Annotated in this window: 12 protein-coding genes and 1 pseudogene; 4 read left to right on the top strand and 9 right to left on the bottom strand. The window is 64.3% G+C overall.

The genetic code is table 11. From position 1 onward, the window contains the following. Positions 1–98: 98 nt before the first annotated feature. The 3 genes from lpqB to mtrA are packed head-to-tail and all read right to left on the bottom strand — an operon-like array spanning position 99 to position 4,272. Positions 99–1,940, bottom strand: coding sequence for an MtrAB system accessory lipoprotein LpqB (gene lpqB, locus VIQ49_RS06650; RefSeq protein ID WP_331882299.1), 1,842 nt, complete (start codon positions 1,938–1,940; stop codon positions 99–101). 14 nt (positions 1,941–1,954) lie between these two features. Beyond that, a complete protein-coding gene (mtrB, locus tag VIQ49_RS06645) occupies positions 1,955–3,598 on the bottom strand; it encodes an MtrAB system histidine kinase MtrB (RefSeq protein WP_331882297.1) in 1,644 nt (547 codons plus the stop codon). Then, entirely contained in the window at positions 3,595–4,272 is a 678-nt protein-coding gene (gene mtrA, locus VIQ49_RS06640; protein WP_020109338.1) for an MtrAB system response regulator MtrA, read from the bottom strand. The genes mtrB and mtrA overlap by 4 nt, the downstream gene beginning before the upstream one ends. 104 nt (positions 4,273–4,376) lie before the next feature. On the opposite strand from mtrA, the gene VIQ49_RS06635 reads away from it, so the two are divergent. The 4 genes from VIQ49_RS06635 to VIQ49_RS06620 all read left to right on the top strand — a co-directional run bounded on the left by VIQ49_RS06635 (position 4,377) and on the right by VIQ49_RS06620 (position 7,434). Beyond that, on the top strand, positions 4,377–5,012 hold the full coding sequence (locus tag VIQ49_RS06635; RefSeq protein ID WP_331882291.1) for a dTMP kinase: 636 nt from the start codon (positions 4,377–4,379) through the stop codon (positions 5,010–5,012). Positions 5,013–5,131: 119 nt separating this feature from the next. Next, positions 5,132–5,647 carry a hypothetical protein gene (locus VIQ49_RS06630; RefSeq protein WP_331882288.1) on the top strand — a complete coding sequence of 172 codons (516 nt, stop codon included), beginning with the start codon at positions 5,132–5,134 and terminating at the stop codon, positions 5,645–5,647. A gap of 181 nt (positions 5,648–5,828) precedes the next feature. Then, positions 5,829–6,683, top strand: coding sequence for a hypothetical protein (locus VIQ49_RS06625; protein WP_331882285.1), 855 nt, complete (start codon positions 5,829–5,831; stop codon positions 6,681–6,683). A 46-nt stretch (positions 6,684–6,729) separates the two neighbouring features. After that, a complete protein-coding gene (locus VIQ49_RS06620; protein WP_331882283.1) occupies positions 6,730–7,434 on the top strand; it encodes a hypothetical protein in 705 nt (234 codons plus the stop codon). An 86-nt stretch (positions 7,435–7,520) separates the two neighbouring features. Here VIQ49_RS06620 and ahcY read toward each other — a convergent pair whose 3' ends face one another. The 6 genes and pseudogenes from ahcY to VIQ49_RS06590 all read right to left on the bottom strand — a co-directional run. Then, complete coding sequence (gene ahcY / locus VIQ49_RS06615) at positions 7,521–8,996, bottom strand: adenosylhomocysteinase (RefSeq protein ID WP_331882280.1); 1,476 nt, start codon at positions 8,994–8,996, stop codon at positions 7,521–7,523. A 40-nt stretch (positions 8,997–9,036) separates the two neighbouring features. Then, a complete protein-coding gene (locus VIQ49_RS06610; protein ID WP_331882277.1) occupies positions 9,037–9,696 on the bottom strand; it encodes a TetR/AcrR family transcriptional regulator in 660 nt (219 codons plus the stop codon). A 35-nt stretch (positions 9,697–9,731) separates the two neighbouring features. Continuing rightward, positions 9,732–9,911, bottom strand: coding sequence for a rubredoxin (locus VIQ49_RS06605; protein WP_331882275.1), 180 nt, complete (start codon positions 9,909–9,911; stop codon positions 9,732–9,734). Next, positions 9,908–10,078 (bottom strand): rubredoxin, encoded by a 171-nt coding sequence (locus VIQ49_RS06600; RefSeq protein ID WP_331882272.1) that lies wholly within the window; start codon positions 10,076–10,078, stop codon positions 9,908–9,910. Before VIQ49_RS06600 ends, VIQ49_RS06605 begins: the two co-directional genes overlap by 4 nt. After that, positions 10,075–11,325, bottom strand: coding sequence for an alkane 1-monooxygenase (locus VIQ49_RS06595; RefSeq protein WP_414731590.1), 1,251 nt, complete (start codon positions 11,323–11,325; stop codon positions 10,075–10,077). The genes VIQ49_RS06600 and VIQ49_RS06595 overlap by 4 nt, the downstream gene beginning before the upstream one ends. A 170-nt stretch (positions 11,326–11,495) precedes the next feature. Then, positions 11,496–12,728: pseudogene (locus VIQ49_RS06590) on the bottom strand (APC family permease); the annotation flags it as partial. Positions 12,729–12,869 lie beyond the last annotated feature (141 nt).

Here is a 12,869-nt window from a genome sequence, read left to right as displayed (position 1 = left end):
CCTCCACGACCGGCCCTCCGCCGACCGGCCGCGCTGTCCACAGTGCACGGAACGCTCCCCAGACACACCCGCCCCGAGGTCACGGTGTCGCGCAGAAACTAATGCGGCAGAACAGGTATCGCGGCCGTACCCATTGTCGGCGGGACCTCACTCCAATATTGGTCCGGCTCATCGCTGGTTCCCCCGAGTCGGAGGACACCGCGACTGTCGGCGGCGTAGATCGTCGACGGGCTCGCGGTCACCGACGTCACCGGCGGGGTCAGGTTGCCGCTGGGCAGCGCGCCCGGTGGCATCCCGTCGATCCGCAGCTGAACCACCGATCCCTCGGTCGAGCTGCGGCCGACCACCAGCATCTCGCTGCTGAGCCAGTCCAGTGACACCGCTCCGACGATGTTCAGCGCTGCCGCACCCAGCGGGCTCGACAACGCCAGCCTGCCGTCCGCGCTGTCCTCGATGATCGCGAGCACCACCTGACCACCGACGATCAGCGCAGCGCGGGCGCCGTCCTGGGACACCTGCAGTTCGGTGATCGGACCCTGTGCCACCGACCGGATCGCCGACGAATCGACTTCCTTCTCGGTGACCTGACTGTTGCCCGACATCTGCGTGATCTGGGTGACCCGTGTCTCGTCGACAACTGCCCACACGGTCTGCGAATCACCGGCGAACGAGGGTCGCGTGATCGTGCCGCCCTCGATCACCGGGGTCACACCGGCACCGTAATCACCGATCGAGAGCGCCAGCGTCGGCGCCGGGTCCGGTGCGGGATTCTGCGACACCGCGGCCACCCGGGCGCCATCCGCGGAGAGGTCCGCCGAGACCAGATCCCGGGCGGCGCCCATCGCACCCGGTACCGGTACCAGGGCGTTGTCCGCGACCAACTGGAACGAACCGCCCTGCACCACGTGTAGGCCGACCGGACTCGACGGCGGATGCGGATTGAGCGACTCCACGTCCTTGGTCTGCCATCCACCCGCATAACGTTCGTTGAGCGGGGCACCGTCGGCATCGATCACGTACGGGCCGCTGATGTCGGCATCGCTGAGCGTCCAGATGATCTGCGCTGCCAGGCGATTGCGTTCGGCACCACCGAGCCCGCTCAGACCGACCAGGTCGATCCGGATACCCCCGCTGCCGAGCGACTCGATCGATCCACGCAGGGACGACCGGGGCGGGAACTCGTTCCTGACGGCACCGCGCAGGTCGTCGACGGGTCCGGCGATCAGCGACCCGATCAGCTGATCGGCCAACTGGTCGCTGCCCGTGTAGAACCAGCGGGGGTCGGCAACCAGATGCTGGTCGTCGTGGCTCGGGTAGTAGAGCACGTGCGGCCGGTACGAGGCCTCGAACTGCTCACGGTCGATGAGGACGCCGGCCGGCAACGGCCCGTTGATCCGCCACTCCCCGTCGACCCGGGTCAGCGACAATCGGATCTCGATCCGTCCCGAACTCGGGATGAGTTGCCCGCTCGGTTTCAGTTCGCCCGTGTTCTCCCCGTTGACCCGGACGGTGATCGTGTCGTTGGTGCGGTTGTCGGAGAGGACGTTGATCTCGTCGAGCAGCAGCGCGCCCCCTTGGTCATCCCAGGAGTCGGAGGCTTCCTTGGTCAGGAACTGCCGGGCCGCGAGATGATCGGAACCGGGTTGCGCGGAGGCCTTGAGGAAGCTGCGGACCAGCGCCTCCGGGTCCATCCCCGGTGCCGGGGTCGGGACGTTGGTGGTCGGTTGCCGGCGCTCGAGCGATCCGAGCGGCTGCGGACTCGAATTGTTGGGTATCGAGACACACGCCGACAACAGCGACACCAGGATCCCCAGGACCAACCCGGCGGACAACCGGCGTCGAGCAGACCCTCGACCGGCGCGGCGACGCGTCACACCGCTCATCATCACCTCACCTCGCCTTTGTTCGTCGGCCGTCTCGTGCCGCTGTCTTTCATTCACCGGGACCCGAACCTTCATTCACCGGAGGACCCCGAATCACGAGGTGCGCGGCGTGACCCCGGAGGCTTGAGCGGCAGTGGGCTGCCCAACACCTTGTGCCCGCGGACCAGCGGCAGCGTCAGCCGGAAGCAGGCGCCGTTGCCAGGTTCACCCCAGGCCTCGAGACGCCCCTGATGCAATCGGGCGTCCTCGACGCTGATGGCCAGCCCCAGGCCGGTACCGCCCGAGCGGCGGAAACGGGACGGGTCGGACCGCCAGAATCGATTGAACACGAGCTTTTCCTCACCCGGGCGCAGACCGATGCCCCGGTCACGCACCGTGATTGCCACCGCGTCTCCGTCGGTGCGCATCGTCAACGTCACCGGTTTCTGGTCGCCGTGGTCGATCGCGTTGGCCAGCAGATTGCGCAGGATCCTCTCCACCCGTCTCGGATCGACCTCGGCGATGATCGGGTCGTCCGGGAGGTCCAGGATGAGCTCGGTGTCGGTCTCCTCGGCCAGATGCCGCACCGTCTTCATCGCGGCGTCGATCGGGATGGTCATGTTCAACCGGTCGGCCGAGAGTTCTGCGACACCGGCATCGTGGCGGGAGATCTCCAGCAGTTCGCCGAGGAGGGTCTCGAATCGTTCGAGTTCCATGTCGAGCAGCTCGACGGATCGCTTCAGAACCGGTTCGAGCTCGTCGCGGCTCTCGTAGAGGACGTCGGCGGCCATCCGCACCGTGGTCAGCGGGGTCCGGAGTTCATGGGACACGTCGGAGGTGAACTGCCGCTGCAGCCCACCGAACTCCTCGAGGTGAGAAATCTGTTTCGACAGGCTTTCGGCCATGTCGTTGAACGACATCGCGAGCCGGGCCATGTCGTCCTCGCCGCGCACCGGCATACGTTCGTTGAGCCTGCCGTCGGCGAAACGGACAGCGATCCGCGACGCGGAACGGACCGGGATCACCACCTGCCGGGACACCAGGATGGCGATGGCGGCCAGCAGCCCGAGCAGCACCAGGAAGCCGGTGAAGATCGTGCCGCGGACCAGGGACACAGTGCTCTCTTCGTTGGTCAGCGGAAAGACCAGATACAACTCGAGACCCGGGATGTCGGTGTTGGTCGGGCTGCCGATGATCAGCGCCGGGATCTGCTGACCGTCCGATCCGGTGACGGACGAATACCGGTACGCCATCTGGCCGCCCTGAACCATCCGGCGCAGGTTCTCGGGGATCTCACCGATCGGGCCGACGCCGGTGGGACCTGTCGGGCCGGAACTCGGCACCAGCAAGACCGTGTCGAACGTACCGACGGAACCCGTGCTGTCACCCGATTCGATACCCGTGTCGGTCAGGACGGAGCGTGTCTGACGCAGACGGTTGAGCAGCGACGCATCCGCGTCGGCTCCCGTCAGATCACGTTCGACGGCGAGCCGCGTGCGATCGAGTTGTTCGGTCGCGGCCTGGAGTTTGAGGTCGAGCAGACGGTCGGTGATCTGGCTGGTGAGGACAAACGCCAGGATCAGCACAACCACAAACGACAACACGAGGGTCGACACGACCACCCGCAGCTGCAGCGATCGCCGCCACATCTGGCCGACAAATCTGCCGACCGAGCCCACCCGGCGCATCGCCGGTCCGAAGGTCCCGTTGATGCGGCGCCGTGGGCGTCCGATCACGGCGGTCCGGCCTTGTAGCCGACCCCCCTCACGGTGAGAACAACCTCGGGGTTCTCCGGATCTGTCTCCACCTTTGCCCGCAGGCGCTGCACGTGCACATTGACCAGCCTAGTATCCGCCGGATGGCGGTACCCCCAGACCTGCTCGAGCAGCACGTCGCGAGTGAACACCTGTCGCGGTTTGCGCGCCAGGGCGACCAGGAGGTCGAACTCGAGCGGCGTCAGGGAAATGGGCACGCCGTCGCGGGTCACCTTGTGCGCCGGGACGTCGATCTCGATGGGACCGATGGCCAGCAACTCGGCCGGTTCGTCCTCGGTGCGCCGCAGCCGAGCGCGCACACGGGCGACGAGTTCCTTGGGTTTGAACGGCTTGACCATGTAATCGTCGGCACCGGACTCGAGTCCGAGTACCACGTCCACGGTGTCCGACTTCGCCGTCAGCATCACAATCGGCACACCGGAATCCGCGCGCAACACGCGACACACGTCGATGCCGTTCATGCCGGGCAGCATCAGGTCGAGCAACACCAGATCGGGCCGGATCTCCCGGACCGCGGTGAGGGCCTGGGTGCCGTCGCCGACGACAAAGGGCTCAAAGCCCTCCCCGCGCAACACGATGGTGAGCATCTCCGCCAATGCCGCATCATCGTCCACAACCAGAATCCTGGGTTTCATTTGCATATCGTGTCACCGAATCGTTGCAAAGTGCGGTTGGCGCGCCGACTTTCGATCACACGGGCTGTGGCACCCCGCTTCCCACGACGGTTAGTCTCGACGGTGTGGGTGTATTGATCGCAGTAGAAGGCCTGGACGGCGCCGGTAAACACACTCTGGTGACGGGACTCGTAAACCGTTGGGCCACAGAGGGTTATCGCGTGGCGACCATCACCTTCCCGAGGTATTCCGAATCCGTGACCGCCGAAATCGCGGCAGAGGCGCTGCACGGCGAACACGGCGACCTGAGGTCCAGCGTGTACGCAATGGCGTTGCTGTTCGCACTCGATCGTAAAGACGCCGATGCCGAACTGCGGAAGTTGTTGTCCGCCAACGACGCCGTGATCCTCGACCGGTACGTCGCCTCGAACGCCGCATACAGCGCGGCCCGTCTCGGGCAAGCCGCCGACGGTGAGGTGGTCGAATGGGTCACCGCACTCGAATTCGGTAGGTTCGGGCTGGCCGTACCCGACCATCATCTGCTACTCGACGTGCCGACCGAGCTCGCGATCGACCGGGCGAAGTCTCGCGCCGCGACCGACATCTCGCGTACGCGTGACCACTACGAACGCGACCACGCCCTGCAGGACCGTACGGCGCTGGTCTACCGCGGGCTGGCCGAACGTGGCTGGATGTCCCCATGGTCACGACTTGGTACCGAACCCGATCCCGATCTCGCCGATCGGCTGATATCCATCTGATATTCAGCGGATTTGGTCACAACCCCATCAAGAGACCGTAACGCCGGCCGTGACGTGGACTGTTCGGCACGCACACATCGCTAGCGTCTGGTGGAAGTCGCAGACGATGGGAGGTATCGATGATCCATCTCCCGGTCCATGTCGGCCACCATCACGGATCGCAATCCACCGCACCGATACCCGTCCGGCCCATCGCCGCGATCACCGCCGGTGTCCTGCTGGTCAACATCGCGCTCCTCTGCATCGCCTTCGGTCTCCGGGGCGGTCCGCCGAGCGACACTGCCCAGATCGAAGAACTCGTCCACCGTCAGATCACCGCGCTCAACGATCGTGACCCGTCCGCGCTGCAACTCACCTATTGCGCCGAGAGCGGTCCGATCGGCGGACCGATCATCGACACCCTCGGACCCGCCGACGCCGGCAGCACCGTCGATGTCGCCCGGATAACCGACATTCGGTTCATCGGTTCATCTCCGGCCGATCTGGCGACCGCAAACGTCACATTGACTGTCAGCGGTACCGGGATCGGGGCGCTGTCGACGCCGCCGCAGACGGTCTCGTACTTCAAACGCGAGGAAACCGGCTGGAAGATGTGCCAACAGAATGATCTGCAACAGATCACTCGACATCTTTGATCGTCCGTCGGGCCCTCGGAACGAACGGTCGACGGCCCGGTGACACGACCACGGCGTGGGTACCTTGCGGTGTTCGGTGTCGTCGTCCCGACGTAGAGTTCCCAGTCAGCGAAGCCCCACCCACCGCTTCAGATCCTCATCGTCCTCATCCTGCCTGCCCTGAACCCGCTCGGAGGTCTCCATGACGCAACCACCCAACGGTCCGCACCGACCTGGTGACAACCCGGACAACTCGGGTTGGGGACAGGGCCCGGACAGCCAACCGAATCAACCGGGTTGGGGCCAGTCGCCGTCCGAGCCCACATGGGGTGGACAGACCGGATCCGAACCCACGTGGGCCGGTTCGCCGGGTGCCGGGCCGGATTGGGGCCAGACGCAACCACCGCAGAACCAGCCACCCCAGAATCAGCCACCGCCGTATGAGCCGACTGCCGAATACCGGCCGGATCAGTACGGCACCGGCTACGGCACCGGTTATGGAGCCAACACACCACCACCGTCCGGACCCGGTGGCGTGGGGCCTGCCGGATACGGACCCCCACCGAACGGGCCGAAGCCACCGAGCAAGACGCCGTGGATCATCGGGATCGCCGCCGCCGCAGTGGTTGTGGTGGTCCTTGCAGTTGTCCTCTTCGTCACGCTCGGCAGCGACGACTCCGATCCGAAGGCCGATCCGGACGTACCGACCACAACCTCACAGTCATCCCAGGCGGAGGCAGAAGAGCAGATCGAGGACGCGATCCGGACGTACACCGTCGCGTTCAGCGATGCCGACTGGGAAACCGCGCTCGCGGTCACCTGCGGTGCTGAGCAGGACATCATCCGGGACCTCCAGTCGGACAGCAGCGTCGAACTGAACGACATGCAGCTGAACTCGGTCACCGGCATCGTGGTCGAGGGTGACGGTGCCGAGGCGACGGTGTCGCTGACCTACGTCGACCCCGCCGACCAGAGCCCGGTCAAGACCAGTCAGTTCACCTTCACCATGGAGAATCGGCTGGAGACGTGGAAGATCTGCGACACCCGCGAGATCTGACAAACATGAATCGGACGCACATGGTGGACCCTGTGGGGAGGAACTCTTGAGCTATCCGCCGGCGGGTCGTCCGGGGTGGCAGAACCCCGACCCGCGCCAATATCCACAACACCGCCAAGGACAACAGCCACCGGCGCCGCAACCGGGGCCGTGGGGTCAGGCACCTGGTCCCGGAGCGCCGCAGTGGGGGCGACCGGCTCCATCCGGCGGGTGGGGTGCACCACCGCCGCGCCCGCCGAAAAGCAACCACACCGGCCTGATCATCGGCGCGATCGCCGCTGCCGTCGTGGTCGTCCTGGGTGTGGTGATCACCGTGGCCGTCCTGGCCGGCGGCGACAAGAGCACCGAAGACGAGGTGGTCGCCGACGCGTCCGGAAGTTCATCGGCCGAGAAGAGTTCTGGTGCTTCGGCCGACGAAGACGACGTCGCCGCGGCCGCCGAATTGCGCGTCGAACTGATCAACACCCAGGACGCGGTCGGCCTGCACCAGATGGCGTGCGACGCCGATTCGCGCACGGAATCCACCGCCGGATACCAGGACCTGTTCGAAGAGAACGGCCCGATCTCCGCGTCCATCGATGTCCGTGACGTGGTGGTCGAGGGCCCGGTCGGCACGGTGGAGGGCGTGATGTCGATCGACAACGACTCCGGCGACGTCACGTGGTCGTTCAAGAAGGAAGACGGCGAATGGCGCTTCTGTCCGAGTCTGACCCAGACTCCGACGGAAGACGACGACATCATCACCGGATAGTCCCCACCACCGAAAATGGTGGGTTCGGGCGGCAGTCAACAGGTGGAATGCTCGCCCGAACCCACCATCTCAGGTGGTTCTAGAACTCAGTAGCGGTAGTGGTCGGGCTTGTACGGCCCCTCGACGTCGACGCCGATGTACTCCGCCTGCTCCTTGGTGAGCTTGGTCAGCGACCCACCGAGTGCCTCGACGTGGATCTTGGCGACCTTCTCGTCCAGGGCCTTGGGCAGCCGGTAGACCTCGTTGTCGTATTCGTCCTTCTTGGTCCACAGCTCGATCTGGGCGATCACCTGGTTGGAGAAGCTGTTGCTCATCACAAACGACGGGTGGCCGGTGGCGTTGCCCAGGTTCAGCAGGCGACCTTCGGACAGGACGATGATCGACTTGCCGTTGGGGAAGATCCACTGATCGACCTGCGGCTTGATGTTGATCCGTTTGACGTCGGAGGCCGACTCGAGGCCGGCCATGTCGATCTCGTTGTCGAAGTGACCGATGTTGCCCAGGATCGCCTGGTGCTTCATCTGCTTCATGTGATCGAAGGTGATGATGCCGAGGTTGCCGGTAGAGGTGATGATGATGTCGGCATTGCCGATGGCCTCTTCGACGGTGACGACGTCATACCCGTCCATCAGTGCCTGCAGCGCGTTGATCGGATCGATCTCGGTGACCTGGACACGTGCGCCCTGGCCGGCCAACGATTCTGCACAACCCTTGCCCACGTCGCCGTAGCCGCAGATCAGAACCTTCTTGCCACCGATGAGAACGTCGGTGCCGCGGTTGATTCCGTCGACCAGCGAGTGCCGCGTGCCGTACTTGTTGTCGAACTTGCTCTTGGTGACCGAGTCGTTGACGTTGATGGCCGGGAACACCAATTCGCCGGCAGCAGCGAACTGGTAGAGGCGCAGCACGCCGGTGGTGGTCTCTTCGGTGACGCCCTGGACCGAGTCGGCGATCTTCGACCATTTGCTCTTGTCGCTCTCGAACCGCTCGCGCAGCAGCGACAGGAACACCTTGTACTCGGCCGAATCGTTCTCGTCGACCGGCGGAACCACGCCCGACTTCTCGAACTGAGCGCCGCGCAGGACCAGCATGGTCGCGTCGCCGCCGTCGTCGAGAATCATGTTGGCCGGTTCGCCGGGCCAGGTGAGCATCTGCTCTGCGGCCCACCAGTACTCCTCGAGGGTTTCACCCTTCCATGCGAAGACCGGAACACCCTTCGGCTCGTCGACGGTGCCGTACGGCCCGACGACGATCGCGGCCGCAGCCTCGTCCTGGGTCGAGAAGATGTTGCAGGATGCCCAGCGCACCTCTGCGCCCAGTGCAACGAGCGTCTCGATCAGCACTGCGGTCTGCACCGTCATGTGCAGAGAGCCCGACACACGAGCACCCTTGAGCGGCAACACATCCGCATATTCGCGACGCAATGCCATCAGACCCGGCATCTCGTGTTCCGCAAGGCCGATCTCCTTGCGGCCGTATTCGGCCAGCGAAAGATCCGCCACCTTGAAGTCGATACCGCCACGGCTGTCCGCTACGAGCGGGCCGTTCTGGACCGATGTCATATACCACTCCTCAAAGTCCCACTGAATGTTGCCTATCAGGCTAACCCCTGGACGAAGACGGTCCGCCCCCGGCTGCGGCATCAACGACGGGCGCGAAGATCTCGGCGAGATCGTCGGCGACATCTCGATCGGCCTCCGGTGGCATCGACACGTAACTCAGTGCCATCCGGACCACCGCGCGGGCGATTCGCACGGCCGCTGTCTCTTCGGCCTGGACCCAGCTGTGCTGCAACAACGCACTGATCCGGCCGCTGGCCTGATCGATCAACGGCCCGGCATCGGTGGTGATCAGCCGGAGCAGGTCGGGCTTGGCCTGGCCGATGAGCAGCGACTGGATCAGTGGGTCGGTGGCGACCGAAGCGAAGAAGTCCGAGAAGCCCTCGGCCAGAGCCATTTTGACCCTCCCCTCGTGGGAGAGGACGGCTTCGGAGATCAGGTCGACGAACTCATCGGTCAGACGGAGTGCGTACGCCGTGGCCAGCCCCTGCCGAGAGCGGAACTCGTTGTAGACGGTCTGCCGACTGACTCCGGCGGCCGCCGCCACGTCGGCCATCGTGACCGCCGACCAGTCCTTCGTGCGCAGCAGTTCCCGCATCCCGTCCAGGAGGCTGTTACGGAGCAATCGTTTGGTGGCCTGCGCGAACGGGATTGGCGCAGCAGACCCCGCGGTGGCCGACGCCGGTTCCGGTACCTCTGACATGTCGGCCAGGGTAACGGCCCGCTCGGCCACCCGGTTCACGAGCGGGTCACTTCCTCCATGTAGAAGTCGGCTTTGGCCGCGCCGCAGTCCGGGCAACTCCAGTCGTCGGGGATGTCCTCCCAACGGGTGCCGGGGGCGATCCCGTCGTCGGGCCAGCCTTTTGCCTCGTCATATTCGAATCCGCACTGCATACAGACGTAAAGCTTGTAGTTCACGGTGACACCATCTCCTCGAAATCGATCTTCTCGCGGACGCCGCAGTCGGGGCAGGGCCAGTCGTCGGGGATCTGCGTCCACTCGGTGCCGGCCGGGAACCCCTCACGCGGAGCTCCCGACGTCTCGTCGTAGACGTAGTCGCAGACCGGGCAGCGGTACGCGCTCATTTCTGGGTTCCCTTCTCGTCGCCGGGCATGGACGGTGAGTGAGCTGCAAGGATCTGCTCGCGGCGGTTCGGCACGATGTTGGCCAACGAAAGATCCCCCTTGTAGTGCTCGATCACCCTGTGATCCATGACCTTTCGCCACAGCGGCGGGAAGTAGGCCAGCCCGATCATGCTGGCGTAGCCGCTCGGCAGATTGGGGGCGCCGTCAAAGCTGCGCAGGGTCTGGTAGCGCCGGGTCGGGTTGGCGTGGTGATCGCTGTGCCGTTGCAAGTGATACAGAAAGATGTTGGTGCAGATGTGATCGGAGTTCCAGCTGTGCTCCGGACGGGCACGTTCATAGCGTCCGCCGGCGGTCTTCTGACGCATCAGGCCATAGTGTTCGAGGTAGTTGACGGTCTCGAGCAGCGTGAAACCGAAGACACCCTGGATGATCAGGAACGGCAGGACCTGCCAGCCGAAAATCGCGGTCAGTGCGCCCCAGAGGACCACCGACATCAGCCAGGCGTTGAGGACATCGTTGCGGATGTTCCACACCGAACGTTCCAACCGGTGCATCCGCGTGCGTTCGAGACTCCACGCAGACCTCAGGCTCCCCCACACACTTCGCGGCAGGAAGGCCCAGAAGGTCTCACCGTATCTGGAGCTGGCGGGGTCCTCCGGCGTCGCGACCCGCACGTGGTGGCCGCGGTTGTGCTCGATATAGAAGTGCCCGTAGAACGTCTGCGCGAGAGTGATTTTCGACAGCCACCGCTCCAGCGAATCCTTCTTGTGCCCGAGTTCGTGTGCGGTGTTGATACCGACGCCACCCATCACACCGACCGACAGGGCCAGCCCCAGCTTCGACACGAGCCCGAGGCCACCGTCGATCCCCAGCCAACTGAGGTCGTCGGCGGTCCACAGGTAGCAGGCGAAGACCAGGCTCGCGATCTGGAACGGGATATAGGCGTACGTGCAATAGCGGTAGTACTTGTCGTTCTCCAGCTCGCCCATCAGCTCCTCGGGCGGGTTCTGCCCATCAGGCCCGAAGAAGACGTCGAGGATCGGCAGCAACACGTAGACGAGCAGAGGTCCGATCCACCACCAGACCGGGGCGACCAGGTCGGCGCCGAGCCAGTTGAACCCGGCCACGAGAGCGGCGGCAAGAAACAGCGCTGTGGGCGGGATCAGGCCCAGCAGCCACAGGTGCCGCTTCTTGTCTTTCCATGCCGCCACCGATTGTTGATCCGGCGACGATTCCGCGGTGCTCATCATCATCCTCCTGGCTGATCTTCGACTGGAACCTGGTTTGGACAATACTGCGACTTGCGTCACGTGTCTATACATAATCGAGGATTTGTAAAGCTCCGAATTTCAAAAAAAGACCCGCCCCGAGGTTCTGTCCTCGGACCGGGTCATTCAGCGCTCAGCGCCGGGACTGCTCACTCTCGCGGATCATCTGCCTTCCCGACCTTCGCCCGCATGTCGTCACCGACCTGATCGGGGATCTCACCTCGAGCACGCTTTCCGACCATCGAATGACGCTGGCTGTACAGGAAGTAGAAGGCCACGCCGATCACCATCCAGACAAGGAAGCGGATCCAGGTCAGTGCCGACAGGTTCAGCATCAGCCACACACAAGCGATGATCGCCAGGATCGGGATCACCGGCATCCAGGGAACCTTGAAGCCACGCGGCAGATCCGGGCGCGTCTTGCGCAACACGATGACACCCGCGGCGACAACAACAAACGCGAACAGGGTGCCCACGTTGACCATCTCTTCGAGCTTGTTGATCGGGAAGAACGCCGCCACCACCGCGACGACCACACCCACCAGGATCTGAATCCGGGCCGGAGTCCCGAAACGGCTGGTTTTCGCAAATGTCCGGGGCAGCAGACCATCTCTCGACATCGCGAACAGGACACGGGACTGACCGAGCATCAGCACCATCACAACCGTCGTCAGACCGGCGAGAGCACCGATTGAAATGGCCTTCTCGGCCCATGTCACCCCGTTTTGACCGAACGCGTACGCGAGGTTCTTGGGCTCCCCGTCGCCGGCTGACGTCGCCAGTTCCTTGTAGCTGATCATGCCGGTGACAACGATCGTCACCAGGATGTACAGCACCGTGACGACGGCAAGCGAGCCGAGAATGCCGCGCGGCACGTCCTTTTTCGGATTCTTCGTCTCTTCGGCGGTGGTTGCCACCACATCGAAACCGATGAATGCGAAGAAGACGATCGAGGCCGCGGCCAGAATTCCGTACCAGCCGTAACTGGAGTCGCCGCCGCCGGTGATCAGTGAGAACAGGGTCGACTCGACCGACTTCTCACCGGACTCCGACGGTTGGGATTCTGGGACAAACGGCTTCCAGTTGTCCGGCTTGATGTAGAAGGCACCGACGATGATGACCAGCAGAACAACCGACACCTTGATCGCCGTGACCACCGCACTGAATCTCGAGGACAACTTCGTGCCCACCACCAGCAACACCGTGATCACGGTGACCACGACCAGGGCACCCCAGTCGACGTCGAGACCCCCGATTTCTGCTGTACCGCCGGAGAATCCGAAGACGGTCCCCAGATAGCTCGACCATCCCTTGGAGACCACCGCCGCGCCTACCGCGAACTCCAGGATCAGGTCCCAGCCGAGGATCCAGGCCAGGAACTCTGAGGTTCCCCCGAGGTAGTGGACACCGAGATAGCGGGATCACCGGTCCCGCTGGGAGGATGTTCACATGTCGCGGAAGCGTCGGTCGTTCACGACCGAGTACAAAGTCGATGCAGCGCATCGAGTGATCGATTCTGGTCG

Source organism: Williamsia sp., assembly GCF_036566845.1.
GTDB lineage: Bacteria > Actinomycetota > Actinomycetes > Mycobacteriales > Mycobacteriaceae > Williamsia.
The sequence above is the reverse complement of the archived record's forward strand: the minus strand, read 5'-3'. Positions and strand labels throughout refer to the sequence as shown.